General features: G+C 38.9%; 25 protein-coding genes. 15 read left to right on the forward strand and 10 right to left on the reverse strand.

The features are described 5' to 3' along the window. Positions 1–3 precede the first annotated feature (3 nt). The 9 genes from glyS to CEQ21_RS19105 all read left to right on the forward strand — a co-directional run bounded on the left by glyS (position 4) and on the right by CEQ21_RS19105 (position 10,069). Positions 4–2,070 (forward strand): glycine--tRNA ligase subunit beta, encoded by a 2,067-nt coding sequence (gene glyS / locus CEQ21_RS19065; protein WP_185765869.1) that lies wholly within the window; start codon positions 4–6, stop codon positions 2,068–2,070. 100 nt (positions 2,071–2,170) lie between these two features. After that, complete coding sequence (locus tag CEQ21_RS19070; protein WP_144452613.1) at positions 2,171–2,785, forward strand: helix-turn-helix transcriptional regulator; 615 nt, start codon at positions 2,171–2,173, stop codon at positions 2,783–2,785. A gap of 20 nt (positions 2,786–2,805) precedes the next feature. Next, on the forward strand, positions 2,806–3,633 hold the full coding sequence (locus CEQ21_RS19075; protein WP_185765870.1) for a pyruvate, water dikinase regulatory protein: 828 nt from the start codon (positions 2,806–2,808) through the stop codon (positions 3,631–3,633). 385 nt (positions 3,634–4,018) lie between these two features. Then, a complete protein-coding gene (locus CEQ21_RS19080; protein ID WP_235907283.1) occupies positions 4,019–4,411 on the forward strand; it encodes a DUF188 domain-containing protein in 393 nt (130 codons plus the stop codon). A gap of 59 nt (positions 4,412–4,470) precedes the next feature. Next, complete coding sequence (dnaG, locus tag CEQ21_RS19085; RefSeq protein ID WP_185765872.1) at positions 4,471–6,279, forward strand: DNA primase; 1,809 nt, start codon at positions 4,471–4,473, stop codon at positions 6,277–6,279. Between the two features lie 37 nt (positions 6,280–6,316). Then, on the forward strand, positions 6,317–7,441 hold the full coding sequence (gene rpoD, locus CEQ21_RS19090; protein ID WP_127737424.1) for an RNA polymerase sigma factor RpoD: 1,125 nt from the start codon (positions 6,317–6,319) through the stop codon (positions 7,439–7,441). 114 nt (positions 7,442–7,555) lie between these two features. Next, positions 7,556–8,098 carry an LTA synthase family protein gene (locus tag CEQ21_RS19095; protein WP_185765873.1) on the forward strand — a complete coding sequence of 181 codons (543 nt, stop codon included), beginning with the start codon at positions 7,556–7,558 and terminating at the stop codon, positions 8,096–8,098. 149 nt (positions 8,099–8,247) lie between these two features. Then, positions 8,248–8,967: a tRNA (adenine(22)-N(1))-methyltransferase gene (locus CEQ21_RS19100; RefSeq protein ID WP_185765874.1), complete on the forward strand. Its 720-nt coding sequence runs from the start codon at positions 8,248–8,250 to the stop codon at positions 8,965–8,967. Continuing rightward, positions 8,954–10,069 (forward strand): Nif3-like dinuclear metal center hexameric protein, encoded by a 1,116-nt coding sequence (locus tag CEQ21_RS19105; RefSeq protein ID WP_185765875.1) that lies wholly within the window; start codon positions 8,954–8,956, stop codon positions 10,067–10,069. Before CEQ21_RS19100 ends, CEQ21_RS19105 begins: the two co-directional genes overlap by 14 nt. A 42-nt stretch (positions 10,070–10,111) precedes the next feature. Here CEQ21_RS19105 and CEQ21_RS19110 read toward each other — a convergent pair whose 3' ends face one another. Both CEQ21_RS19110 and CEQ21_RS19115 read right to left on the reverse strand, forming a co-directional pair. After that, positions 10,112–11,053 carry a 4-hydroxy-3-methylbut-2-enyl diphosphate reductase gene (locus CEQ21_RS19110; RefSeq protein WP_185765876.1) on the reverse strand — a complete coding sequence of 314 codons (942 nt, stop codon included), beginning with the start codon at positions 11,051–11,053 and terminating at the stop codon, positions 10,112–10,114. Between the two features lie 176 nt (positions 11,054–11,229). Further along, the gene (locus CEQ21_RS19115; protein WP_235907284.1) at positions 11,230–11,826 is read right to left on the reverse strand and encodes a YqfQ family protein; all 597 of its coding nucleotides are present in this window, start codon (positions 11,824–11,826) and stop codon (positions 11,230–11,232) included. A 320-nt stretch (positions 11,827–12,146) separates the two neighbouring features. On the opposite strand from CEQ21_RS19115, the gene CEQ21_RS19120 reads away from it, so the two are divergent. Further along, complete coding sequence (locus CEQ21_RS19120) at positions 12,147–13,457, forward strand: DEAD/DEAH box helicase (RefSeq protein ID WP_185765877.1); 1,311 nt, start codon at positions 12,147–12,149, stop codon at positions 13,455–13,457. 30 nt (positions 13,458–13,487) lie between these two features. Continuing rightward, complete coding sequence (locus CEQ21_RS19125; RefSeq protein WP_185765878.1) at positions 13,488–14,381, forward strand: deoxyribonuclease IV; 894 nt, start codon at positions 13,488–13,490, stop codon at positions 14,379–14,381. Between the two features lie 59 nt (positions 14,382–14,440). Here the strand turns inward: CEQ21_RS19125 and CEQ21_RS19130 are convergent, their stop codons facing one another. The 4 genes from CEQ21_RS19130 to CEQ21_RS19145 all read right to left on the reverse strand — a co-directional run bounded on the left by CEQ21_RS19130 (position 14,441) and on the right by CEQ21_RS19145 (position 17,173). Then, the gene (locus tag CEQ21_RS19130; RefSeq protein WP_185765879.1) at positions 14,441–14,767 is read right to left on the reverse strand and encodes a hypothetical protein; all 327 of its coding nucleotides are present in this window, start codon (positions 14,765–14,767) and stop codon (positions 14,441–14,443) included. 107 nt (positions 14,768–14,874) lie between these two features. Next, positions 14,875–15,723, reverse strand: a complete 849-nt coding sequence (locus tag CEQ21_RS19135; RefSeq protein ID WP_185765880.1) for a TIGR03943 family putative permease subunit — start codon at positions 15,721–15,723, stop codon at positions 14,875–14,877. A 12-nt stretch (positions 15,724–15,735) separates the two neighbouring features. Continuing rightward, complete coding sequence (locus tag CEQ21_RS19140; RefSeq protein ID WP_185765881.1) at positions 15,736–16,602, reverse strand: permease; 867 nt, start codon at positions 16,600–16,602, stop codon at positions 15,736–15,738. Between the two features lie 313 nt (positions 16,603–16,915). Further along, the gene (locus CEQ21_RS19145) at positions 16,916–17,173 is read right to left on the reverse strand and encodes a DUF2624 domain-containing protein (RefSeq protein ID WP_185765882.1); all 258 of its coding nucleotides are present in this window, start codon (positions 17,171–17,173) and stop codon (positions 16,916–16,918) included. 193 nt (positions 17,174–17,366) lie between these two features. Here CEQ21_RS19145 and CEQ21_RS19150 point away from each other — a divergent pair, with 193 nt between their 5' ends. After that, a complete protein-coding gene (locus CEQ21_RS19150; RefSeq protein ID WP_185765883.1) occupies positions 17,367–17,780 on the forward strand; it encodes a Fur family transcriptional regulator in 414 nt (137 codons plus the stop codon). Positions 17,781–17,819: 39 nt separating this feature from the next. Here CEQ21_RS19150 and CEQ21_RS19155 read toward each other — a convergent pair whose 3' ends face one another. Next, positions 17,820–18,392 (reverse strand): 5' nucleotidase, NT5C type, encoded by a 573-nt coding sequence (locus CEQ21_RS19155; protein ID WP_185765884.1) that lies wholly within the window; start codon positions 18,390–18,392, stop codon positions 17,820–17,822. Between the two features lie 198 nt (positions 18,393–18,590). Between CEQ21_RS19155 and CEQ21_RS19160 the strand changes: the two genes are divergently transcribed. From CEQ21_RS19160 to CEQ21_RS19170, 3 genes are all read left to right on the forward strand, one after another. Next, positions 18,591–18,995: a DUF308 domain-containing protein gene (locus tag CEQ21_RS19160; protein WP_185765885.1), complete on the forward strand. Its 405-nt coding sequence runs from the start codon at positions 18,591–18,593 to the stop codon at positions 18,993–18,995. A gap of 373 nt (positions 18,996–19,368) precedes the next feature. Next, positions 19,369–21,246, forward strand: coding sequence for a beta-glucoside-specific PTS transporter subunit IIABC (locus tag CEQ21_RS19165; RefSeq protein WP_185765886.1), 1,878 nt, complete (start codon positions 19,369–19,371; stop codon positions 21,244–21,246). A 56-nt stretch (positions 21,247–21,302) separates the two neighbouring features. Next, a complete protein-coding gene (locus CEQ21_RS19170) occupies positions 21,303–22,700 on the forward strand; it encodes a glycoside hydrolase family 1 protein (RefSeq protein ID WP_419181599.1) in 1,398 nt (465 codons plus the stop codon). Positions 22,701–22,783: 83 nt separating this feature from the next. Here the strand turns inward: CEQ21_RS19170 and ispG are convergent, their stop codons facing one another. The 3 genes from ispG to CEQ21_RS19185 form a co-directional block, all read right to left on the reverse strand. Further along, complete coding sequence (gene ispG / locus CEQ21_RS19175) at positions 22,784–23,920, reverse strand: flavodoxin-dependent (E)-4-hydroxy-3-methylbut-2-enyl-diphosphate synthase (RefSeq protein WP_185765888.1); 1,137 nt, start codon at positions 23,918–23,920, stop codon at positions 22,784–22,786. 149 nt (positions 23,921–24,069) lie between these two features. Then, positions 24,070–24,399 carry a LysM peptidoglycan-binding domain-containing protein gene (locus tag CEQ21_RS19180; RefSeq protein WP_185765889.1) on the reverse strand — a complete coding sequence of 110 codons (330 nt, stop codon included), beginning with the start codon at positions 24,397–24,399 and terminating at the stop codon, positions 24,070–24,072. A gap of 337 nt (positions 24,400–24,736) precedes the next feature. Then, entirely contained in the window at positions 24,737–25,513 is a 777-nt protein-coding gene (locus tag CEQ21_RS19185; RefSeq protein WP_185765890.1) for a DUF1189 domain-containing protein, read from the reverse strand. Positions 25,514–25,623: the final 110 nt, after the last annotated feature.

Here is a 25,623-nt window from a genome sequence, read left to right on the forward strand (position 1 = left end):
AGCATGAGTAAAAAAGATTTATTGCTAGAGATCGGTTTAGAAGAAATGCCTGCCCGTTTTGTCACAAGCAGCATGAACAGCTTAAAAGAAAAGGTGGAAGCATGGCTGAATGAAAAACAATTGCAATTCGATGCAATTGAAGCATTCTCTACACCAAGACGTCTTGCGATTTTAGTTTCCCAAGCAGATGAAGCGCAAAAGGATATTGAGGAAGAAGCAAAAGGCCCTGCTAAAAAGATTGCTCTTGATGAAAAAGGGGAATGGTCTAAGGCAGCTGCCGGCTTCACAAGAGGTCAAGGTGCGACGGTTGAAGATATTTATTTCAAGGAAATCAATGGTGTGGAATATGCACATGTTAAAAAATTCATTAAAGGCCAAGCAACAATTGATTTGTTGCCTGCATTAAAGGACATCATTTTAAGCTTGACGTTCCCAAAAAACATGCGTTGGGCAAATAATGACCTGCGTTATATTCGTCCAATTAAATGGATTGCCGCGTTATTTGGCGATACAGTCGTTCCATTTTCGATTACAGGTGTGGAAACAGACCGTAAATCGCTTGGCCACCGTTTCCTTGGAGAAGAAATCAGCTTTGCTCAGCCTAGCAATTATAAAGAAGCGTTGCTAAGTCAGTTTGTCATTGCAAACCCTGAAGAACGTAAAGCAGCTATTCTTTCGCAAATTAATAAGATTAGCGAAGAGAATGATTGGATTATACCAATTGATGCGGATTTGTTGGAAGAAGTTAATAATTTAGTTGAATATCCGACAGCTCTTTTCGGTAAGTTTGAAGAATCCTTTTTGGAGCTTCCAAACGAGGTGCTGATAACAAGCATGAAGGAGCATCAGCGTTATTTCCCTGTTAAATCAAAGGATGATACATTGCTTCCTTACTTTATTACAGTCCGCAATGGTGACCATAACCATTTAGAAAAGGTCGCAAGAGGGAATGAAAAAGTGTTAAGAGCTCGTCTTGCAGATGCTGCGTTCTTCTATAAAGAAGATCAAAAGCAGGATATTGACAAGCTTTTGGCGAAATTACAATCCATTGTATATCACGAAGAAATAGGCACTCTTTCAGAAAAAGTTGCAAGAGTACAAGGGTTAACAACTAACATTGCTGATACCCTTAACTTCTCAGCAGAAGAAAAGAAAAACGCAGATCGTGCAGCCCAAATCTCAAAATTTGACCTTGTTACTAACATGGTTTACGAGTTTCCAGAGCTACAAGGGCTTATGGGTGAAAAATATGCCCTGCAAAAAGGGGAAGCTTCTGCTGTTGCTAAGGCTATTAACGAACATTATATGCCGAGACACGCAGACGATAACACTGCCTCAAGCAATGAAGGTGCAGCACTTGCTCTTGCAGAAAAACTGGATACAATCGTTTCCTTCTTTGCAATCGGCTTAATTCCAACTGGTTCACAAGACCCTTATGCGCTCCGCAGACAGGCTACAGGTGTTGTGCAGACCTTGATGGATAAAGAGTGGGATTTATCTTTAGAAGAGCTTGTATCACTTGCTATGCATAATGTAAAAGGCTTTGCAAAAACTTCTGAAGAAGAACTGCATAAAAATCTAATCGATTTCTTTAAGGCTCGTATTAAGCATATCCTTCAAGCAGAAGGCATTCGTTACGATTTAATCGATGCAGTTCTTGGCGATGCAATTGGCAGTCCTGCAAGCTTGCTTAAAAAGGCTAAGGTGCTTGATAGCCATAAAAATGATGCTAACTTTAAAAATGGTATTGAAGCATTGGCGCGTGTCATTAATATTTCCAAAAAGGCAGAAGTTAAAGGCTCTGTTGATTCAGCCTTGTTTGAGAATGAAGAGGAAGGCAGCTTGTTCCAAGCAGTGCAATCAGTGAAAGAGAAACTGACAAAGGATACAGAGGCAGAAGTATACTTCACTTTGCTGCTCTCTCTTGAGTCCTCTATTGCCTCGTATTTCGATAATACAATGGTAATGTCAGATAACCCGTCTTTGAAAGAAAATAGATTAAATCAAATGACAGAGCTTGCAGACATAATAAAAGGCTTTGCTAATGTATCAGAAATAATGGTGAAATAAAAAAAGTGTGGTGGAGATTTCTCCACCTACTTTATTTTAAATGACTTCCCATATGAGCCGTCAGGAAGACGCTTTACTTTGCGAAGGTGGTGAATGAACGATAAAACTGAATAAACGCCAACAGCAAATCGTGGAAATCGTTAAAGCAAATGGTCCAATAACGGGAGAGCATATTGCTGAAAACTTACATTTAACTAGAGCGACATTACGTCCCGACCTTGCCATCTTGACAATGGCTGGATTTCTGGATGCCAGGCCTCGTGTCGGCTATTTTTATACTGGCAAAACGTCAGAGCAGTCAGAAAGAATCGGTAACTTGTATGTGAAAGATTATTATTCCTGTCCTGTTGTAGCAAGTGATACAACATCTGTATACGATGCGATTGTTACGATGTTTACAGAAGATGTCGGGACGATTTTTATCGTTGATGCTAATAATGCTCTTGCAGGTGTTGTTTCAAGAAAAGACATGTTAAGGGCAAGTATCGGCAAGCAGGAATTGTCGTCATTGCCTGTTACCATTATTATGACAAGGATGCCGAATATCACGTATTGTTACTTGGACGACAAATTAGTTGATGTCGGTAAAAAGCTAATAGAGAGAGAAATAGATTCTCTGCCTGTTGTAAAAGAGGAACAAGATGGTCTTAAAGTAATCGGACGAGTGACAAAGACAAATATAACGAAAGCACTTGTGAACTTATCCAATGAATGATAGAAGAGGAGGAAGTTTTCATGACTGAAAGACAAATCATATATGTAGTATCCGATTCTGTCGGAGAGACAGCCGAACTCGTAACGAAAGCCGCAATAAGTCAGTTTTCCGGTCATAATGTGAATGTATCCATAAAAAGGTTTCCTTTTGTGGAGGATAAGTCAAATATCCGTGATGTGATTCGTCAGGCCAGACAAGAGCACGGAATGATTGCATATACACTCGTAAAGCCGGAAATGCGGAAATACATGCAGGAACTTGCTGTTGAAGAAGGAGTATATGCTGCAGATATCATTGGACCAATCATCGATCAGTTTCAAATGCTATGGGGCAAAACACCGCTTTTTGAACCAGGTTTAGTCAGAAAGCTGGATGAAGACTATTTCAAAAAGGTAGAAGCAATTGAGTTTGCCGTTAAATATGACGATGGAAGAGACCCAAGAGGCTTGGAAAAGGCAGATATTATTTTACTTGGTGTTTCCAGAACGTCTAAGACACCTCTATCACAATTTCTTGCCCATAAGCGGGTGAAGGTTGCCAATGTTCCGATTGTCCCTGAAGTAGACCCTCCAAAGGAATTATTTGAGGTTCCAGCACATAAATGCTTTGGCTTAAAAATCAGCCCTAAAAAGCTGAATAATATCCGCAAGGAAAGATTAATTTCCTTAGGACTAAGTGATAGTGCAAGCTATGCACAAATTGAACGCATTGAGCAGGAAATGGCTTACTTCGAAAATATTGTGGACAAAATAAAATGTCCTGTCATCGATGTGACAAATAAAGCGGTCGAAGAAACTGCCAATATTATTTTTAATTTATATTACCGCGCTAAAAATAATCATTTTTAAATAGAAATAAAAAACTGCAGAAGAATGGTTTTCTGCGGTTAAAAAAAGCTGGATTAACTTTTTAATTCAAAACCTGTCCATTTCTTGAAAAATACTGTTGTTTTTTTCGGAAAATTTATGGTATAAAGCTAATTTATGTACTATAATAGAAAATTGTGATAAAAAAGTATTGTAAATAGGTTTAGAGTTGGCTCATAACGAATAAACTATTTACTGTGAGAAGTCAAGAGGAAGAAAAAAATAATTTTCGACAACGACTCTTTCCATGAAAAAGTATTCATGAAAGAAGGAATATATGGAGTGATGTAGAATTAGTAGTACATTGGATAAATGCATCATATATGTTGACGCTGATTCTTGTCCTGTGAAAGAAGAAATTGTCGAAATGGCTACAAGCAGATCTATTGAATTAATTTTTATCGCTTCCTATGCTCACATGAAACGGCATGAAGACGGAACAAACTGGAAGTATGTTGACAGTAGCAAGGAAGCAGTAGATATGTTTATTATGAACGCCGTAAAGGCAAATGATGTTGTAGTAACACAGGATATTGGACTGGCAGCAACACTGCTGCCCAAAAGAGTTTATGTTCTTACTCCAAGAGGAATTATCCTTGAGGAAAAAGATATTGGGACAGCTCTGGATATGCGCTATCTTTCTGCTAAGGCAAGAAGAAGAGGCATATACGGAAAAGGACCTAAGCCATTTGAAGAAAAGGATCGGCAGAAATTCAAAAAAAGTTTCGAAATCGTTTTGTCGAAAGTTGCAGGAGAATAAGCTGATTGTGTCGAATGTCTTATGTATAGGAATGCTAGTAGTAGGGAGATGTGTTGAAAATGGTTGAGCGCATTCCTGATGAGAAAGTAAACGAGGTCAAACAGGCAATCGACATAGTTGATGTCATTGGGGAGCATGTTGCATTAACAAAGCAAGGACGCAATTATTTGGGATTGTGTCCATTTCATGGCGAAAAAACCCCCTCATTTTCCGTGTCACCTGAAAAGCAGATATTTCATTGCTTTGGCTGTCACGCAGGAGGAAATGTATTTACCTTTCTAATGGACTTACAAGGCTATTCCTTTCAGGAAGCAGCTTTCCATCTTGCAGAAAGAGCGAATGTTGATCTCGGTGTAGAATTGCAGGAGTCAGGTAATAAACCTGCCATTTCTAAAGACTTGCAGCAAATGATGGATGCTCACGATCAGTTAACTAAATTTTACCATCATATCCTTGTAAATACAACGGAAGCTGAGCATGCTTTACAGTATTTGCTTGACAGGGGCTTTACAAGAGAAGTCATTGATAAGTTTCAAATTGGCTATGCACCGAATCAGTGGGACTTTGCGGTGAAGTATTTAAAGAAAAATGACACTTCCATAATGGAAAAAGCCGGCCTAATCATCAAAAGTGAAAAAGGGGATAAATATTTTGACCGCTTCCGCGATCGGATAATGTTTCCTATTTATGATCGTAATGGCAATCCAATTGCATTTTCCGGACGTACACTAGGGGACTCAACTCCCAAATATCTAAACAGTCCGGAGACACCAATTTTTAATAAAAGCAGCACCCTTTATAATTTTCATATGGCGAGGCCAAGCATTAGAAAAACACAGCATTCTGTCTTATTTGAGGGATTTGCTGATGTAATTGCTGCTAACCGTGCAGGTGTGGAAAACAGTGTCGGAACAATGGGTACATCCCTTACAGATGAGCATATCGCTATTTTAAAGCGAAACTCCCGAACTATAACCATTTGCTATGATTCAGATTCAGCAGGAATCGAAGCAGCCTACCGGGCAGGAAAAATGCTTGCTGGCGTCAATTGTACAGTTAAGGTTGCCATGCTTCCAGATGGTCTGGATCCGGATGATTACCTTAACAAATATGGGGAAGAAAAACTGCAGCATGAAATCATGCAGGCGAGCGTTCCATTTATGAGCTTTAAGCTCATATATCATCGCAGAGGAAAAAATCTGCAAAATGAAGGAGATAAGCTTAGCTATATAGAACAAGTATTGGGAGAAATCGCTCAGCTTGGGAATGCAGTCGAAAAAGACCTTTATTTAAGGCAGCTGTCATCGGAATTTTCCATCTCTCTCGATGCATTAAAAATGCAGGAGGAAGAGCTTGCCGGCAGGCAAACAATAAATAAGCCAAATAAAAGCATGAATGCACCAGTTAAGCAATATAGTGTAAGAAAAAGATCTAACCACTTATTGCCGGCATATCATACTGCCGAACGAAGGCTGATTGCCCATATGCTTAAAAGTGAGGACATTGCATTGAAGGTCCGGGAAGCTTTACAGGACAGGACATTCAATATTGATGAACATCAAGCGATTTTCACTTATTTGCTGGCTTTTTATGAAACAGGACAAAGTTCTGATTCAAGCGCCTTCCTTAATTTCATTCGTGACGGTGAACTGCAGCGGATTGTGGCAGACATTGACATGATGGAAGTAAATGAGGAGGTCGGTGATCAAGAGCTTACCGATTATTTAAAACAGCTGTTGAATTACGAAAAAATGCTGGAAATTAATGAAAAGAAAGCATTGCAAAAAGAAGCAGAGCGACAAAATGATTTTCTAAAGGCAGCAGAAATAGGAATGGAAGTCATGTTGTTAGTAAAATCATTAAAATAAATTTGATTGTCTTGATTTTTTGGAAGGAGGGGGACATATGGCTGAAAAGTCAGCCCGTTCAAAAGAGGTTGAAACGGAATTGACCCTTGATCAGGTAAAGGAACAATTAACAGAAGTTGGAAAGAAAACTGGGGTGCTTGCATACGATGATATTGCAGAAAAACTGGCCAGTTTTGAATTAGACTCCCATCAAATGGATGAGTTCTATGAAGTATTAGGTGATCAAGGAATAGAGCTTGTTGGAGATGGCGAGGATGAGCCACCGAATGTTCAAGAGCTTGCAAAAGGCGAGGAAGAGTTCGATCTTAATGATTTAAGTGTGCCTCCTGGCGTTAAAATAAATGACCCTGTACGTATGTACTTAAAGGAAATTGGTCGTGTCGACCTACTTTCCGCAAAAGAAGAAATTGTATTGGCAAAACGCATTATGGAAGGCGATGAAGAAGCAAAACGACGCCTTGCAGAAGCAAACTTAAGACTTGTGGTAAGTATCGCGAAGCGTTATGTCGGACGTGGAATGATGTTCCTTGATTTGATTCAGGAAGGAAATATGGGCCTAATCAAAGCAGTTGAAAAATTCGACTACGAAAAAGGATTCAAATTCAGTACGTATGCGACATGGTGGATACGCCAGGCAATTACAAGAGCAATTGCGGACCAAGCCCGCACAATTCGTATTCCAGTCCATATGGTCGAAACAATTAACAAATTGATTCGCGTTCAGCGTCAGTTGCTTCAGGACTTAGGCCGCGAACCGACTCCGGAAGAAATTGGCGAAGATATGGATCTTACACCAGATAAAGTAAGAGAAATCTTAAAGATTGCACAAGAGCCAGTTTCCTTGGAAACACCGATTGGGGAAGAAGATGATTCCCATTTAGGTGATTTCATTGAAGACCAAGATGCAACATCTCCATCAGAGCATGCAGCATATGAACTTCTTAAGGAACAGCTTGAAGATGTTCTTGATACATTAACAGACCGTGAAGAAAATGTTTTAAGACTTCGTTTTGGTTTGGATGATGGTCGTACGAGAACACTTGAAGAAGTCGGAAAAGTATTTGGGGTTACGCGTGAACGTATTCGCCAAATCGAAGCTAAAGCACTTAGAAAGCTTAGACATCCTAGCCGCAGCAAAAGACTGAAAGATTTCTTAGAATAAACGAGCTAATATAAATTCAAGTAATGATTGCCAAGAAATAGTTTACTTCTTACAATAGAAGTGACTGTTTCTTTTTTTTTAACCGTATTAACATTAAGGATGGATGTGCTGCTCATGAAGGATAATAGAAAAACAGTGATTATCCAAGAAATACTTTATTGGAAACAAAATAAAATGCTCCCGGAACATTACTGCGATTATTTGCTCACTCTTTATACAGAAGGAAACAGAATAGAAGAGGAAGAGCTACCAAAGCAAAAAGAAAAACAAAAACATTATATTTCCAGTGCAATCTTTTTATTGTTTATTCCAATTACAGTAGGTTTCTTATATTTTACTGAATTGTCTTTCATTTTGCAAATGGCTATTTCACTAATTTTTCTGATAATTTCCGCAGCGGGCATTTACTATTATCAGGTGAAGGGTCTTGGAAACGATATTCCCGTAACAGTAGCGGCTTTTATTGTCCTGCTGTTCAGTGTCAAAACTGTACTTGAATATTTTCCTGAACAAATAATATTCTTATATATTATTTTAGCGATAAATTGTATCATTTGGTTTTGGATAGGACGAAAATTTAAACTCATTTATTTTTCGATATCCTCCTATATCGGTTTTCTGATGATAATACTCCTCGTTTTTATGTCTTTTCGCTAAAATCAACACGAGCTTAAAGGATATGAGTACCTTTTCAAGTATTATCAAAAGGTAAATAGTGGTTCTTATGGAATTCTATAATTAATTATGTTACAAATAGGTAATAGAAAAACTTTGTACAGAAAAAGCAATGAAATGTGGTGTTAGGGATGAATACAGACAGATTATCTAATCGTCTTGAAACAGTGGCAAAATACATACCGGCAGGAGCAAAGTTCGCAGATATTGGCTCAGATCATGCTTATTTGCCATGCTATATGCTGAAAAAACAGAAAGCTGCTTTTGCAATTGCAGGAGAAGTAGTTGATGGACCGTTTCTATCTGCTCAAAAGCAAGTAGTTAATGAAGGTCTTTCAGATGTTATTTCAGTTAGAAAAGGAAACGGATTGGAAGTCATAAGTGATGGAGAAGTAGACTGCATCACAATCGCAGGAATGGGCGGCTCTTTAATAGCGGCAATTTTAGATGATGGAAAGGACAAGCTGTCAAGCGTTAAACGACTTGTTCTGCAACCGAACGTTAGCGCCTATTCCATTAGGATTTGGCTTGTGGAGAATGACTGGTCTTTAGTGACAGAAGAGATTATCGAAGAGGACGATAAGATATATGAAGTGCTTGTCGCTGAAAAAGGGGATGGAAAAAAACCTTATTCTTCTCATATTGATGCAGAGCTTCTACTTGGTCCTTATTTAAGCAAAGAAAAAAATCAAGTCTTCCAAAAGAAGTGGAGCATTGAAAAAGCAAACTGGGAAAGAATCATAGGACGCTTGGAAACTGCAAATGAAACAGAGGAGACTGCTGCTAAACGACAAGAGTTAACATGGAAAATTGCACTTGTACAGGAGGTACTCGGAAATGAAAGAAATTAATGGGTTTGAACTTATCTCACTGTTTGAGCAATTTTCACCAAAGGCTTATGCAATGGAGGGAGATAAAATTGGCCTTCAAGTGGGCGATTTGAGCAGACCTGTTCATAATGTCATGATTGCTTTAGATGCTACTGAAAAAGTAGTCGATGAAGCAATATCTTTAAAAACGGATTTAATTATTGCACACCATCCTCCGATTTTTCGCCCTCTAACAAAGATAACAGCCGATAATCCTGCTGGAAGACTTATGCAAAAGCTGATTAAACATGATATTGCTGTATATGCTGCACATACAAATTTGGATGTGGCAAAGGGTGGTGTTAATGACCTGCTGAGTGATGCATTGGGGTTAAGAGATTGCGAGGTTTTGGTACCTACATATGAAAATAAGTTAAAAAAACTAGTAGCATATGTTCCTGTGGATCATGCAGAAGCCGTTAAGGAGGCACTTGGCAATGCAGGAGCTGGAGCGATCGGGAAATACAGCCATTGCAGCTTTACAGCATCAGGCAAAGGGGAATTTAAACCAGGCGAGGATTCTAATCCATTCATTGGGGAGCCAGGCAAGCTTGAGGTAGTTGATGAAATGAGGATTGAGACTATTTACCCTCAATCACTCGAAAAAACCGTTTTAAACGCGCTTAAAAAGGCACATCCTTACGAAGAGCCTGCATTTGATGTTTATGAGGTCGCACAGCAGGGCAAGCAGCTTGGCCTTGGCAGAATCGGCAAAATCGATGAGATGACTTTAGCTGAGTTTGCAGAGCATGTCAAAAAGCGGCTTGATGTCCATGCTGTTAGGGTAGTGGGAGACATGAAGGCTAAGATTAAGAAGGTTGCTGTACTAGGCGGAGATGGCAATAAATACTTTTCTCACGCAATAAGAAAAGGGGCGGATGTATATGTAACAGGTGATATGTATTACCATGTTGCTATTGACGCCAATGAACTCGGCTTGAATATTGTGGACCCAGGACATAATGTCGAGAAGGTTATGAAAAAGGGAGTCGCATACAAGCTCGTAGCCATGTGTGAAGAGAGAGGTTATAAGGTTAATATTTTCCCGTCAAGCCTCCACACAGATCCGTTTCAGTTTGTATAAAATAAAAAGCGATGAAGAATGATTATTCTTCATCGCTTTTTGTTATTTTTTCTTCACCTTAGGAAGAATTTTGTTTAATGGAACCTTCTTTTCTCGAGACCATGTTTCTTCATTCTCTGGTTCGTATTGCTCTAAAAAGGCAATCACTTCTTTTGTGATTGGTGTTGGTGTTGAAGCACCTGCTGTAACAGCAACAGACTGGGCATTTTTAAGCCATTCTAATTCAAGTTCTGAAACGTCTGCAATACGATAGGCTGGAGTGCTGGCGATTTCTTCTGAAACTTGGGCAAGACGGTTGGAGTTGTTGCTCATTGGATCTCCAACAACAATAAGAACATCTGCCTCGCCTGCCTGCTGTGCAACTGCTTCCTGCCTTACTTGAGTTGCAAGGCAGATTTCCTTATGGAACTCCGCATGAGGGAACTTCGATTTAATGCTGTCCATCAAATCTGCGACGTCCCATTGGCTCATTGTCGTCTGGTTTGTGACAATAATTTTTTCGTTTGTTATCGTAAGATTTTCAATATCCTGAACTGTTTCAACAAGGCTCACCGCGTGTGGAGCAACGCCGACAGCACCTTCTGGTTCTGGATGTCCTTTTTTTCCGATGTAGATGATATAATAGCCTTCTTTTTCTTTTTCGCGTATTAAATCATGTGTTTTAGTCACATCTGGGCAAGTTGCGTCAAGTGTGACAAGGCCTTTTCTTTTGGCGATTTCTCTGATTTCTGGTGAAACACCATGTGCAGTGAAAATGACGGTCCCTGTTTCAACCTTTTCAATGATGTCCTTACGGTTTTTCCCGTCTAATGTAATGATACCATCCTCTTCAAAGGCATCTGTTACATGTTTATTGTGAACAATCATTCCAAGGATGTAAATTGGACGCGGTAATGTTTTATCTAAGGCCGCATTACGAGCAATTACCATGGCATCAACTACTCCATAGCAATAGCCGCGCGGGGCAATTTTTATTACTTTCATTGTAATCCTCCCACTAGAAACCTCTTTATCCGAAATATATTACGAATAAGTTATAAGGACTCAAAAAATATCTTATCATATTCTATTATATAAAACTTATTAAAATAAGACAAAAATATTGAGGCTGGAAGAAAGTACAAAAAAATAAAAGACCCAAGGCATGGGTCTGTAAAGGTCTATATATACATTCTCGGAACAGATACTCCGCCTTCTTGCGGACCGCTTTCAGGTGTTGCTTCTGGAATTGCAGTTGGTGCGGCACCGTTGTTGTTTATTTCTGTTTCTCCAACTGTTTTTGTGTTTTCAACTTTGTTGATAGTCTTTGATTCGGCTTCTTCTGTTGTATCACTACTAGAGGAACTCAAGCCTTTGTAAAGCTTCCACATTGCCGGGATGTTTCTCACCATTGGTCCATACTGGCTGATCATCGGACCAACCTGGCTTGCAGTCGAAAGAAATTTTTGTGAATTTGCAAGGAAACCGTTTATGGAAGCAGGGTTTGTCAATGTCTTTAAGATACCGCCCCCGCTTGCAGCTGCGGCATTTCTTGTCCCTGCGCCGATCGTGGCACCTAAACCTCTTTGTGCACTATTTGTGTCTCCGCCTTTTCCCCCTCCAAGCAACTTGGAAAGTATGCCTCCGCCTCCATTTTTGGCAGGTGCTCCACCGCCTCTTCCCATCATCTGCCTTTGATAAGGAAATGGAGCAGGGCCTTGTTGCATCATTCTTCCCCCCATGCCTCTTGGCTGCGGCATACGCGATCTTGGTGGCATGCTGCTGCCTCCTTTCTATATTTACCTGAATTGCTCGCTACTAGTGTATGCAAAATAGTTGTCACTTGTTTAGGATTTAGCGGAGAAGAGCAAAAGAAATGTAATTTAATTGTCCAATATAAAAAACAGCAAATAAGGAAAAAATAAAAAGGAAGAGGCTAAGTAGGAGTATTATAGGGGATTTTCTAGTTATTTCGGGAGCTTTCGGCATTATTCCTTAGATTTAGTGGTGTTTTCATGAGATTTTTATTATAATAATATGATGGACTAGTGAAGCCACGGCAATTTATATCTTGCCTGAACATAAAGGAGTTTTAAAAATGAGTAAAACAAAATTCAATAAATACGAATTACAGCCGTTCATCCTGAAAGCAGTCGATGAGCTTGGCTTTTATGAACCAACTGAAATACAGCAAAAGGTGATTCCGTTAATCTTAAAAGGCGAAAGTGCGATTGGACAATCTCAAACAGGAACAGGTAAAACCCATTCCTACGTATTGCCAATTGTCCAAAAAATCGTTGCACAGGAAAGTACTGTGCAAGCTGTTATCACGGCACCAACAAGGGAGCTTGCAACACAGATTCATCAGGAAATCCTTAAAATCACAAAACACGCGCCAGAGGCTATTACTTCTCGTTTGTTCATTGGTGGAACGGATAAACAGCGCGCGATTGAAAAGCTGAAAAGCCAGCCCCATATTGTTGTGGGAACACCGGGCAGAATCAATGATCTTGTGAAAGAGCAAGCCTTGTTTGTCCATACATCATCTATGCTTATCGTCGATGAAGCAGACTTAATGCTTGATATGGGCTTCATAGAAGACGTGGACCAAATTGCTGCAAGAATGCCGAAGAATTTGAGCATCTGTGTTTTCTCCGCAACAATTCCGGAAAAGCTAAAGCCATTCTTGAAAAAATATTTGGAAAATCCTAAATATGTTCATGTTGAACCAAAACAGCTAACTGCAGCAAAAATTGAACATGTGCTTCTTCCTTCAAGACATAGAGACAAGGTTGCGACAGTATATGAGGCGTTAACTGTTTTTAACCCATTTTTGGCAATCGTGTTCACGAACACGAAACAAATGTGTGATGAAGTAGCAACAGGTCTTTCTCGAAAAGGACTTAAGGTTGCTAGACTTCATGGAGGACTGACACCGCGCGAACGCAAAAAGGTCATGAAGCAAATCCTAGATCTTGAATATCAATTTGTTATTGCAACGGATTTAGCTGCAAGAGGAATTGACATTAAAGGAATCAGCCATGTCATCAACTATGAGCTACCAACTGATTTGGATTTTTATGTTCACCGTGTCGGAAGAACGGCAAGAGCTGGTTCTTCAGGGATCGCATTGACGATTTACGAACAAGCGGATGAGGATAAGTTGAATCATCTTGAAAAGCTTGGCATTGAATTTAAAAACATCGATTTGAAAAACGGTGAATGGGTCGAGATTGACGATAGAAACCGCCGTAAGAAACGTCAACGCTCAGCAGATGAAATCGATGCGAAAGCAAAATCACTTGTGAAGAAGCCGAGCAAAGTAAAACCAGGCTACAAGAAAAAAATGCAGCGTCAAGTGGAAAGCATCAAGAAGCGTGAAAGACGTCTGAAAAGCCGAAACAAATAATTAACTTTAGTGGGAAGGGAGAGAGAATATATGGTGAAAATAGGTTCACATGTTTCCATGAGCGGCAAAAAAATGCTTCTTGCAGCAAGTGAAGAGGCATTGTCGTACGGAGCTAACACCTTCATGATCTATACAGGTGCTCCCCAAAATACGAGACGCAAGAAAATAGAGGACTTGAATATCGAAGCAGGGCTTCGTCATATGCAGGAGAACGGGATTGCAGATATCGTCGTACATGCTCCGTATATTATCAATGTAGCCAACACAACAAACCCTGCCACATTCGAGCTTGGTGTTAATTTCCTAAGATCAGAAATTGAACGAACAGAAGCACTTGGCTCTAAACAAATTGTTTTGCATCCAGGTGCCCACGTTGGCGCTGGTGAGGAAATCGGTATTAAGAGGATTATTGAAGGTCTTAATGAAGTGCTGACAGGCAAAGAAAATTTGCAAATCGCACTGGAAACAATGGCTGGAAAAGGATCAGAATGCGGTAAGACTTTTGAGGAACTAGCAATGATTATGGATGGTGTCACACATAGTGACAAGCTGTCTGTCTGCTTTGATACATGCCATACACATGATGCTGGGTATAATATTGTCGAGGACTTTGATGGCGTTCTGGATGAGTTCGACCGTATTATCGGCTTGGACAAGCTGAAGGTGCTGCATATCAATGACAGCAAAAATGCTGTAGGGATGAGAAAGGACCGTCATGAAAACATTGGCTTTGGTCATATCGGTTTTGATGCATTAAGCAAAATCGTCCATCACCCACAGCTAGTTGATATTCCGAAAATCCTTGAGACACCTTTTGTCGGGGAAGATAAGAATAACAAAAAAGCTCCATACAAACATGAAATAGAAATGTTGAAAAGCAAAACATTCAATGAAAACCTATTAGATGAAATTCTAAAAGGATAAAAAAAGGACCATTTCCCAAAAGGTGAAATGGTCCTTTTTTTTAAAATAGCAGTGTAAATTCAAAGGCTAAAAGCTGCTCCAAGCCCGATGAGAAAAAATAAGAAGGAGCCGACGTTGAAACAATTGATGGACAGACTGCCTATGGTCCTTTTTAATTTATAGCTGTTTTTAAATCCTAAAGTGCTTGCTGCTGTTTTCATTTCACTATAGTTAGAGAAAAGTCCTCCAGTCCTTGAAAAGAAGATAAACAGTAAAGAAAAGACTAAGCCAACATAAAAGATTGAATCAAGTAATAGGAGATTATATTTTTGTGCTAGAAGCAAAGAAATAGCCAGCTCTACAAGGATAACTGCAACTGTTAGAATTAGAAACCTACCATATTTCATTTAATCCCTCCCCTAAATATTTCCTTCTTATGTTATTATATCATAATATACTGATATTTCTGAAATTAACAAAAAGCAAAGACTACAAATGTGGTCTTTGCTTTTTGTTAATTTTGTCGATATACATATGGGTCATTGGGCTCTGAAACCTTTTCCCATTTTGTTACCTTCAAGACAGGGATTGACTTTTTAAACGGTTGATAATACATCGTATCGAGGGTTCCGGTTATTTGCAGCCACTCGTCATTGCTTGTTTTTAAGTCGTCTGGTAAATCAAGCATGATGCCATATACCCCTGAATCGGCAATACAATGAATAATCCCAAAACGCAGCAGAAATGCTTGGTTACTCGAAAGCTCCTTATCCTTATATGCAAAGCCTGTTAATGTCATTTCTTCCCCCATGAACTCGCCTGGATAATTATAGACAGTTTCAAGGTCATTCAAAAAGGTATCTCCCTCTAAAGTGATAGAGTCTTCGTTATTTAATTTTTTCAGACCCTTGTCCATCACCTCAGAATAGCCTTCCTTACCGTAATAGCTGCTTGTATCTGGTTGCAGGAACTGGTGCTGGCTGTATTGATCTCCTTCGTCATAAACAGGGAAAAACAGCCCCTTTTTTTCAACGATATTTGAATCGAGTGTGGCAACAGGCAAAAACAAGCCTGTCAGAACAGGTGTAATCATAATAAGAAAAGCAAAGCCTCTATTCCAACGATTTTCCTCATGCGTATGATCATGTCCGCAATCGACGCCACAATTATGTCCATGCTCATGTTCATGCTTATCACCTTTTATATAAAAATAAAGGGATATCAACGTAAACAAAATAAAGATATAAATTGCAGATTCGGATATATAAGAGTACTTCATATTGATATATTTGGAAATATCACCAGAAGCATGCAGATGGAAAAAAAGGTATGTAAACCCGATTAATACAAAAATCCGAAACATATACATGCCTCCTTAAAAAACTAATGTTATAACAAGAACAGTAACGGTAATTACTGTACATAAGACAGCAACAAATTTTGCTTTAAATGTACTTAGCAGCATCATTGTGTTTTTAATATCAAGCATCGGTCCAAAGAGCAGGAAAGCGAGAATCGAGCTTGTTGAGAAGCTGCCTCGAAAGCTTGCCGCAATAAAAGCATCTGCTTGTGAGCAAAGGCTTAATACATAAGCGAGCCCCATCATCACTACATGGGAGGAAACAGTACCGTTTCCAATGGAAACAAGTGTGGATGTTTTTATAGTTGTTTGTACAAGTGCAGCTATCAGAGATCCTGCTACTAAATATTTTGCGACAGAAAAAAACTCATCAATGGAGTGTTTCAGCATGGCCGAAATTTTTTCTGAAAAGGAATGATAATGAGCAGCATGGCTGTCTGTTGATTTTAATGGCGAGTCCTTCACAAAAAATTGTAGGAAGATGCCAATGATGATGGAAGCCAGTATAGCCAATAAACCACGGTGTAGCACCATGCTCCAGCTGTTTCCAAATGCAATATAGGTCGAAAAGAGAACGATTGGATTGATGATTGGTCCAGTAATCATAAAGGCTACCGCAGCAGGGACGGATACACCTTTAAGAATAAGCCTTCTTGTTATAGGAATAATTCCACATTCACACGCAGGAATGATAGCACCTAAAAGAGAGGCAACTAGTATAGCCAAGATAGTATTTTTTGGCATAAGCTTCGCAATCATTTCTTCTGAAATAAAAACTTGAATGATACCGGAGAAGATAACACCAATAAGAATAAATGGCAGAGCTTCTATGACAATGCTTATAAAAATGGTGTTTAATTGCAGTAATGATTCCATATTCATATTATTGCTCCTTTTAACTTCCAAAAAATAAGACAAGCAATTCTTGTCCAAGGACAAATTTTAGCATAACCAGATGAAAAAAGGATGAGAATTACAAGAAATTATTATTTCGAGCGAAGCCTCTTTTCTAATGGAAGGGGAAAAAGACAGTTTTGTCTTTGTGAAATCTTTATACTTGATGTTAAACAGAGAAATTAAATATCGGTGCATGCTTTTATGCTTTATTGTGCCGTGATTCTTATATGGGTAAACTCATTTATAAAAGACAAAAGCCTCTTTTCTCTGGAAAGAAAAAAGAGGCTTTTGATTAAGGCTATTGTTTTGCGAACAGGTTGAATAAGTTATTAACTTCTTTTGCAGTGGCTGGGCTCGTAATGGTGGCAAGCTCTCTGATAAGCTGGGCTCTTTCTGATGGATTAAAGATATTGACTTTTTTGCTGTTCAAGTGTTGTGCGAGTTTTTCTGATTCTGTGTCTGAAATAGGTATTTTAAACTGTTTGCTGTATTTCAGCAGTTCTGTAGGTGTAATCGTATGGATTTTGTGGTTTATTATATTTTCAAAAATTTTCATGTCATCACTCCCCATTCTAACATATGAGTGTTGGACGAAAATGTGTCATGAAAATTTGAAAAAATTAAATTGATTTATCAGGAGAAGCGGTAACTTTACAATTATAGGGCATTCTTGTATACTAGTTTAGATAAAGTATTAATCAAATCGTAACGATTACTATATATATTCCATAAATTGGGAGGTGTCACCATTGAATGTTGCACAAGCTTTGGACATACTGAAGGAAGAGGGCTATAAGCATACTGGGAAAAGAGAAGATATGTTAGAGCTGTTTGCTACAAAAAATAAATATATAACAGCTAAAGATGTACTTGATGCTCTGAAAAATGATTATCCTGGCTTAAGCTTCGACACCATATACCGCAACCTATCCCTTTTTGTAGATCTAAATATTTTTGAGATGACAGAATTAAATGGCGAAAAGCATTTTCGCTTTACTTGCTCTCACCATAACCATCACCACCATTTTATTTGTTTAGAATGCGGGAAAACAAAAGAAATTATCACATGCCCAATGGCAGAACTGACAGATAATCTTAAGGGATACGACGTGTCTGGCCATAAATTTGAAATTTACGGAAGATGCCCGGAATGTGTCCAATAAAAAAAATCTACTGCTCATACAGTAGATTTTTTTTTATGTTTATTTCATTTTCATCCAATTTTCAACCCAATCAGAAGCTTCCTGCCAGCTTGTTACTCGGATGACTCCTTCAGGAATCGGGTCCCTGTTGTAAGGTGTATCAAATAATATGACAGGAATGCCACATTCCTTATTTATCATCACTGCATTATCATGCTTATCCTCAAAAAAGATATCGACCTCATGTTGTTTAACAGCAGCTATTTTATGATGCGTGCCAATTAATTCAATATGGTCATAGGAAATACCGTTATTAACAAACCATTCCTTTGTGACATTGAGCAGATGCTTGCCTCTTGCACTGATAAAATACAGCTCATGCTTGCCTGCCCAGCTGCTTAAAACGATATTAGCCCCTTCTGCAAGAGGGGAAGCAGTATAAATGCGCGGTTCATTATCGACGAACCATTTGTCAAATTCCTCCTGTGAAACTGAAACAAGAGGGTATAAATCGTATTCCTTAATATCATCAAGCGTAATATTCAACTGAAAGCTTTCATTCAAATAGGGAACGAAGGTATCCGGACTAGTGACAGTACCATCAATATCAATCCCAAACCGTAATTTTTTCATATGTACTCCTTTTTATTTGGTTTTCACGAAGAATTCTAACTTAGGATCCTTCTCTTAAGCTTAACAAAGATATGGACAAGGAGAAAGTCATAACTCCCCAAAAAAAGCCACATTTGCTGCCAAGCTTTTACACTTATAATCATTGCTGTTTTGGCCATTATAATAAATGCTCCTATTATAGAAAGCGAGGGAATGATCATGGCAGACTACAATAGCAATGAAGAAAAGAATCGCATCGATAGAGAGCAAGACGATTCACGTACAACTGATTACTTGGAAGAGACATCTGCAGAGATTGTCAATCCAATGCCTTTTAATACAAGTGTCCCGATTCGTCAAAGGGTAGAAACGACGAATGAAGAAGCCAGAATGGCAACCACTGACCGCAGGGAGCATACAGAAAGCAATGGAAGAGGAGTCGGGATTACAGCACTGATTATCTCGATCATTTCCCTGTTTGTGATGCCGATCATATTAGGTATCGTCGGGATTGTTGTAGGATTGGTAGCACGCAGACGCGGTGCAGTAACGCTTGGCTCTTGGGCGATTGCGCTTGGAGCATTGTCCATCATCATTGGCATATTTATAGCACCGTTCTTCTAAGGAATCCCTATAACAGTAACAGGCCGGCAGCATTAAAAGTAAGCTGCCGGTTTTTTTAATGAAAAAAATTATAATATTTTTTTATAGAAAGCGTTGACAATGATTTTGGAGCATGTTAAATTTAGCTTATAAAACTTAATGAAACCGCTTTAGGATTGTTACTGATAAGCAGGCAAAACCTAAACTACGTTCTTGTTTAATGGGGATTTTATATCCTTATTCATGGGCGCAGTTTAGGTTTTTTTTATGGAGTTAAAGCTGGAGGGATGTTAAGAGCAGAACAAAAAGGTAATTAAAAAAGCTGTAAATGGGCGGCCACCCACATACAGCTCATGCAAAAACAATATTTCCCCTAAAAATAGGAGGTACTATCATGGATTATAATAAATTATCAAAGGATATTTTGCAACAAGTTGGCGGTGAAGAGAACGTAGATAATGTTATTCACTGTATGACAAGATTGCGCTTTAACCTAAAAGACAACAGCAAAGCAAATCGTCCTCAAATAGAGGCACTTGAAGGTGTTATGGGTACAAATATTAGCGGAAGCCAATTCCAAATTATTATTGGAAATGATGTTCCGAAGGTTTATAAAGGAATTATTGATAACAGTAAATTAAGTGGCGAAAAAACTAGCGGAGGATCTTCAGGTCAAAAGAAAAATCCGATAAGTGCTGTGTTTGATGTCATTTCAGGTGTGTTTACTCCGATACTTCCAGCAATAGCTGGAGCTGGTATGATTAAAGGTATTTTAGCTATTCTTGTAGCGTTAGGCTGGCTTTCTAATACAAGCCAAACATATATCATATTAACAGCAGTTGGTGACGGTGCGTTTTACTTCTTGCCAATCATCTTAGCTGTAAGTGCTGCACGAAAATTCGGAAGCAATATGTTCGTTGCCGCAGCAATTGGTGCAGCAATACTGCATCCTGATTTAACAGCATTATTCACTGCAGGTGAACCAATTTCCTTTATCGGGCTTCCTGTAACAATTGCTACTTATTCATCAACAGTTATTCCAATTCTGTTAGCAATTTGGATTGCTTCTTATGTGGAAAGATGGATTGACAAAGTTACACATGCATCTTTAAAACTTATCGTAGTACCAAGTGTTACGTTATTAGTAGTTGTTCCGGTTACATTGATCACAGTTGGACCGCTTGGAGCTATTCTTGGTGAATATCTATCTGGAGGAATTAATTTCTTATTTGATAATGCAGGACTATTTGCGATGATCCTTCTTGCAGGTTCATTCTCGCTTATCATCATGACTGGAATGCACTACGCATTAGTGCCAATCATGATTAACAATGTTACAGTTAACGGTTTTGACTATTTAATGCCGGCAATGTTCTTAGCAAATATGGGGCAAGCTGGAGCTGCATTTGCAGTTGCAATGAAAACGAAAAACAAAAAATTCAAATCACTATCTTATTCTGTCAGTGTCACAGGACTAATGGGTGTAACAGAACCAGCAATGTATGGTGTTAACGTTCGTCTTAAAAAGCCATTCATCGCAGCACTTATTGGTGGTGCAATCGGTGGTGCATATTTAGGAATTACGAAGGTTGCAGCATATATCATGGGTGGTAGTGCAGGTATCCCAGGGGTTACATCATTCATTGGACCAGGACTTAACTTTGTAAACGCCCTTATCGGTATGGCAATCGCGTTTGTCGCTGCGGCAGTTGCAGCATATCTAATCGGATTTGAAGATGTTCCAGCAGAGAATTCAGAAGAGCCGACTCCAGATGCAGACGCAGAAGCGGCTGCAACGAAAGAAGCAGGTATTGTTTCAGAACAGGTTTTAAGCCCAATCGTAGGAAAAGCAGTTTCATTAAGCGAAGTGAATGATCCAACATTTGCTCAAGAAATAATGGGGAAAGGGATTGCTATCATCCCAGAAAAAGGAGAAGTGCTTTCTCCGGTAAATGGTGTGATTACGACTCTGTTCAAAACAAAGCATGCTATCGGTATTACAAGTGATAAAGGAGCTGAGATCCTTATCCATGTTGGCTTAGATACGGTTCAGCTTGACGGTGAGCACTTTACAGCACATATGAAAGAAGGCGATGCTGTCAAAGTTGGAGACAAAATCACTTCCTTTGATATTGATGCATTAAAAAAAGCAGGCTTTGACACAATCACGCCTGTTGTTATTACAAACACAATGGAGTATAAAGATGTAACACCACTTAAGAGTGGTCACACAAGCTCTAATGAGGCAGTGCTTGACTTAACTGTAGTTTAAGTAAAAAAAGGGACCAAAATATGGTCCCTTCTTAATACAATGAAGAGGTGAATAAAATGGGAAAAAGATTTCCAGAAGGTTTCTTATGGGGCGGCGCAGTAGCTGCTAACCAGCTTGAGGGTGCATATAAAGCAGACGGAAAAGGATTGTCTACAGCAGACGTCTCTCCGTTTGGAATTATGAGCCCGCCAGATGAGTCAATGACTGCTTACAATTTATATCATGATGGCATCGATTTTTATCATAAATATAAAGAAGATATCGCACTATTTGCAGAAATGGGCTTTAAAGCCTTCCGTCTATCGATAGCTTGGACGAGAATATTCCCAAATGGTGATGAAACGGAACCAAATGAAAAAGGCTTAGCGTTTTATGACAATGTATTTGATGAATTGAAGAAATACAATATTGAGCCTGTAGTGACAATTTCACACTATGAAATGCCTCTAGCTTTAGTAAAAAACTATGGCGGCTGGAAAAATCGTAAAGTTGTCGAGTTTTATGAGCACTTTGCAAGAACGGTTTTCACACGTTATAAAGATAAAGTGAAATACTGGATGACGTTCAATGAAATCAACGTTATTCTCCACGCACCTTTTACAGGCGGGGGACTGTTGTTTGAAGAAGGAGAAAATCAAAAGAATTCTCAATATCAAGGTGCACATCACCAGTTTATTGCAAGTGCACTTGCTGTTAAGGCAGGACATGAAATTATTCCTGGCTCTCAGATCGGTTGTATGATTGCTTCCATGGTTACTTATCCATATACATCCAAGCCTGAGGATATGTTTGCAGCAATGCAGCAAGACCGTCAGACTTTATTCTTCTCTGATGTTCAGGCAAGAGGCAGCTATCCAGGATTCATGAAGCGCTTTTTCCGTGACAACAATATTGAAATTGTCATGGAGGAAGGCGATGAGCAGCTCCTTAAAGACGGCACTGTCGATTATATTGGCTTCAGTTATTATATGTCGTTTGTTGCCAGCACAGATCCAGAGCATCAGAAAACGAGCGGAAACCTGCTAGAAGGTGTCAAAAATCCGTATTTAGCTTCATCTGAATGGGGTTGGCAAATTGATCCTAAGGGATTGCGAATTGTCTTAAATCAGCTTCATGACAGATATCAAAAGCCATTGTTTATTGTCGAGAATGGACTTGGCGCAGTCGATACACTTGACGAGGATGGTACTGTTCAAGATGATTATCGGATTGATTATCTGCAAAGCCATCTTGAAGAAGTGAGAGAAGCGATTGAGGATGGAGTCGAACTAATCGGCTATACTTCTTGGGGACCAATCGACCTTGTGAGCGCATCTACAGCAGAGCTAAGAAAACGCTACGGCTATATTTACGTTGACAGAGACAGTGAGGGTAAAGGCACTAATGACCGTATTAAGAAGAAGAGCTTCCATTGGTATAAAGAAGTAATTGAAACAAACGGTGAATCACTGTAAAAAAACCAAAACCCTTAGCGGCTTGCTAAGGGTTTTGTCGTGTAGTAAAAACCCCAATCAAATCGATTGGGGTTTTAAAAAAATTATTGTGAAAGCATATCCTGTTTCTTCTGTTGTTCTTCCGCTTCCTCTGCCGCTTTTTTAGCAAAATACTCCTCGGCAATAGCGTCGATTTCTTTTTTCAATTCGTCTACCATTGTTTCCTCTGGCACCTTACGGACGATTTTCCCTTTGCGGAATAGCAAGCCTTCGCCTCTAGCTCCAGCGATGCCGATATCAGCCTCTCTCGCCTCACCAGGACCGTTAACAGCACAGCCTAGCACTGCTACTTTAATAGGTGCTTTAATAGTAGAAATATATTCTTCTACTTCATTTGCGATAGAAATGAGGTCAATCTCAATCCGTCCGCATGTCGGACAAGAAATCAATGTAGCTGCATTAGCAGACAATCCGAATGATTTAAGTAGCTCACGGGCAACCTTAACTTCTTCAACAGGGTCTGCACTTAAAGAAATACGAACCGTATTTCCGATTCCTTTGCTAAGAATGGCACCTAAACCTGCCGCGCTTTTTACAGTTCCTGCAAATAAGGTACCTGATTCAGTTATCCCAAGGTGCAGCGGATAATCAAAAGCTTTTGCAGCCTTTTCATATGCTTCAATGGCAAGGTTAACATCAGAAGCTTTCATGGAAACGATAATGTTATGGAAGTCAAGGTCTTCTAATATTTTAATATGATGAAGAGCACTTTCTACCATACCGTCTGCTGTTGGGTATCCGTATTTCTCAAGAATTCTTTTCTCAAGAGAACCGGCATTAACACCAATACGAATTGGAATCCCTTTTGCTTTTGCAGCTTTAACAACTGCTTCAACCTTTTCCCTTTTCCCGATATTACCAGGGTTAATTCTGATTTTGTCAGCGCCACCCTCAATTGCTTTTAATGCAAGGCGATAGTCAAAATGAATATCAACAACAAGTGGGATGTTAATTCTCTTTTTTATGTCTGCGATGGCATTTGCTGCACGCTCATCAGGACAAGCAACACGGACAACTTGGCATCCAGCTTCTTCAAGTCGATTGATTTCTGCAACTGTAGCTTCCACATCATGTGTTTTCGTTGTGGTCATACTTTGGATAACAACTTCATTGTTTCCGCCAATTGTCAAATTGCCAACTTTTATTGGTCGGGTTTTAGTACGATGTATAATTTCACTCAATGGTGATTCGCTCCTTTAATAATTGGAGAACCTTAAAATAACTTGATTCTCAAATAAATTCAAAAGTACATTCCTATTGTAACAATGAAATACTTATATTGACAAGAAACTTGCTGTTATTAACAACTGGAAAATTGCAATTAGACGTTTTATTGCTGATTACTGTAATCAGGAAAAGCATATGTTTTTCCTACTTGGATATCCTCTGGAGAAACCCCTTTATTTAATTGCTTGAAGTCTTCAATTAGTGTATCAATGCTGACAGGGAGGGTTTTGGTTGTCTCTTTCTCCATAATAGTCAATACCGTTTCTCCTGCTTTCACTTCATGTTCAAAAACTCCTGTGTTAGCAGAATCAGGGGAAGATGCTTGAACCTCGATGGAAGGCTCTTCTTTTACATTTAATGTACCGTGATTTAAATCATAGTAGATGACATAGATTGTCAATAGACATATAAAAATAGTGAAGAGCCTTTTCATATCGAGTTCCTCCTGCCATGTTTTATAGTAAAGAATATGCACAAAGAAAAAATGATAGAACCTTTTTTCTATCATTTTATCCAGCAGCTAAATTTTTAAGAGGAATCTTGGTATATAATTTTTTTCGGAATAAGGTAAATAAAGCGTAGGGATGTTTCTCGGCACTGTCCCTTTATACAGTGTATTCGAAGTTTTGACACTGCAGCGTATATTCATATAGTTCTATCACTTATGTATTCTTGCTTCTATCATTTCTTTGTAAATAGTAGTTTTGGATGCAAAAAAAAACCTGCTCCGTTTTACTAGAGCAAGTTGAAAATGGGTATAAGTCTATTAACTATTCTTTGATTGGTGTCTTTGTTTCGATTTCTTTTATGGACAGGAAAACGATAAATAACGTAATGAACCAATTGAGAAGACTGCCATTCGGTACATTTGTTTCAAGGCTGTCCATAATAAAGAAGAACAGAGTCGGAATTGTCATACTGTAAACCGTGATTTTCCAAGTCTCCCTATATGTTAAGCCTTTTCCTAAAATTCTTGCAAAGAAGGTGCCGAAAATGGCCAGGATAAAGGCTTCAATTGCTTTAGAAGCAGCTAGGAAGATAAAAAAGACTACGGCCATTATACCTGTTAGCATTGGTATTATCGAATCAAAGTATTGGGCAAGATCCGTCAAATCGCTTTTTGTGGCAGTTATATTTCCAAAGTAGGAATATTCAAACGACTGTGCTTGTCCTGCAGTCACAATTACAAACTCTTTTTGAAGGAGTGCGACAGTATTGCCAGAGCTGCTGATTTTCTTTTCGTTGTAGGTTCCTGTTGAATCAATGATAATTGTTAAATCCTCTTTATTGATTACTTTAGGCTCCTTTAAATCTGAATGAAGGGAATTGTCTTCGATTCGGAAATCTGGGACATCCTCTTCCATTGTGGAAGCCAATGTATGTATTCCATCATTCATGCCCTTGTTCAAATAATAGATGGTAGGAATGGAGGTAATAATCGACAGGATGAGTAAGTATGCGATTGTTTTCCAAATTCCTTGAGTTCGGAAGCTTGCTATATCTTTTGGTGAATAGATGCTCCGATAAAATTGCTTAAAAATATTCATTCAATTGACACACCCTTATAAAGATTCACTACTATTTTATCTTTGCCTAAATGCATATACAAGCATAAGCCGTTGATTCACGAAAAAAACTATGTTAAACATATGATAAG

The sequence above is a fragment of the Niallia circulans genome (assembly GCF_007273535.1).
GTDB lineage: Bacteria > Bacillota > Bacilli > Bacillales > Cytobacillaceae > Niallia > Niallia circulans_B.

What these genes read in the sequence shown, in the direction of transcription:
- glyS (WP_185765869.1), top strand. Translation starts at nt 4, where the DNA reads ATGAGTAAAAAAGATTTATTGCTAGAGATCGGTTTAGAAGAAATGCCT.
- CEQ21_RS19075 (WP_185765870.1), top strand. Translation starts at nt 2,806, where the DNA reads ATGACTGAAAGACAAATCATATATGTAGTATCCGATTCTGTCGGAGAG.
- CEQ21_RS19080 (WP_235907283.1), top strand. Translation starts at nt 4,019, where the DNA reads ATGGCTACAAGCAGATCTATTGAATTAATTTTTATCGCTTCCTATGCT.
- dnaG (WP_185765872.1), top strand. Translation starts at nt 4,471, where the DNA reads ATGGTTGAGCGCATTCCTGATGAGAAAGTAAACGAGGTCAAACAGGCA.
- rpoD (WP_127737424.1), top strand. Translation starts at nt 6,317, where the DNA reads ATGGCTGAAAAGTCAGCCCGTTCAAAAGAGGTTGAAACGGAATTGACC.
- CEQ21_RS19095 (WP_185765873.1), top strand. Translation starts at nt 7,556, where the DNA reads ATGAAGGATAATAGAAAAACAGTGATTATCCAAGAAATACTTTATTGG.
- CEQ21_RS19100 (WP_185765874.1), top strand. Translation starts at nt 8,248, where the DNA reads ATGAATACAGACAGATTATCTAATCGTCTTGAAACAGTGGCAAAATAC.
- CEQ21_RS19105 (WP_185765875.1), top strand. Translation starts at nt 8,954, where the DNA reads ATGAAAGAAATTAATGGGTTTGAACTTATCTCACTGTTTGAGCAATTT.
- CEQ21_RS19110 (WP_185765876.1), bottom strand. Translation starts at nt 11,053, where the DNA reads ATGAAAGTAATAAAAATTGCCCCGCGCGGCTATTGCTATGGAGTAGTT.
- CEQ21_RS19115 (WP_235907284.1), bottom strand. Translation starts at nt 11,826, where the DNA reads ATGCCACCAAGATCGCGTATGCCGCAGCCAAGAGGCATGGGGGGAAGA.
- CEQ21_RS19120 (WP_185765877.1), top strand. Translation starts at nt 12,147, where the DNA reads ATGAGTAAAACAAAATTCAATAAATACGAATTACAGCCGTTCATCCTG.
- CEQ21_RS19125 (WP_185765878.1), top strand. Translation starts at nt 13,488, where the DNA reads ATGGTGAAAATAGGTTCACATGTTTCCATGAGCGGCAAAAAAATGCTT.
- CEQ21_RS19130 (WP_185765879.1), bottom strand. Translation starts at nt 14,767, where the DNA reads ATGAAATATGGTAGGTTTCTAATTCTAACAGTTGCAGTTATCCTTGTA.
- CEQ21_RS19135 (WP_185765880.1), bottom strand. Translation starts at nt 15,723, where the DNA reads ATGTTTCGGATTTTTGTATTAATCGGGTTTACATACCTTTTTTTCCAT.
- CEQ21_RS19140 (WP_185765881.1), bottom strand. Translation starts at nt 16,602, where the DNA reads ATGAATATGGAATCATTACTGCAATTAAACACCATTTTTATAAGCATT.
- CEQ21_RS19145 (WP_185765882.1), bottom strand. Translation starts at nt 17,173, where the DNA reads ATGAAAATTTTTGAAAATATAATAAACCACAAAATCCATACGATTACA.
- CEQ21_RS19155 (WP_185765884.1), bottom strand. Translation starts at nt 18,392, where the DNA reads ATGAAAAAATTACGGTTTGGGATTGATATTGATGGTACTGTCACTAGT.
- CEQ21_RS19160 (WP_185765885.1), top strand. Translation starts at nt 18,591, where the DNA reads ATGGCAGACTACAATAGCAATGAAGAAAAGAATCGCATCGATAGAGAG.
- CEQ21_RS19165 (WP_185765886.1), top strand. Translation starts at nt 19,369, where the DNA reads ATGGATTATAATAAATTATCAAAGGATATTTTGCAACAAGTTGGCGGT.
- CEQ21_RS19170 (WP_419181599.1), top strand. Translation starts at nt 21,303, where the DNA reads ATGGGAAAAAGATTTCCAGAAGGTTTCTTATGGGGCGGCGCAGTAGCT.
- CEQ21_RS19180 (WP_185765889.1), bottom strand. Translation starts at nt 24,399, where the DNA reads ATGAAAAGGCTCTTCACTATTTTTATATGTCTATTGACAATCTATGTC.
- CEQ21_RS19185 (WP_185765890.1), bottom strand. Translation starts at nt 25,513, where the DNA reads ATGAATATTTTTAAGCAATTTTATCGGAGCATCTATTCACCAAAAGAT.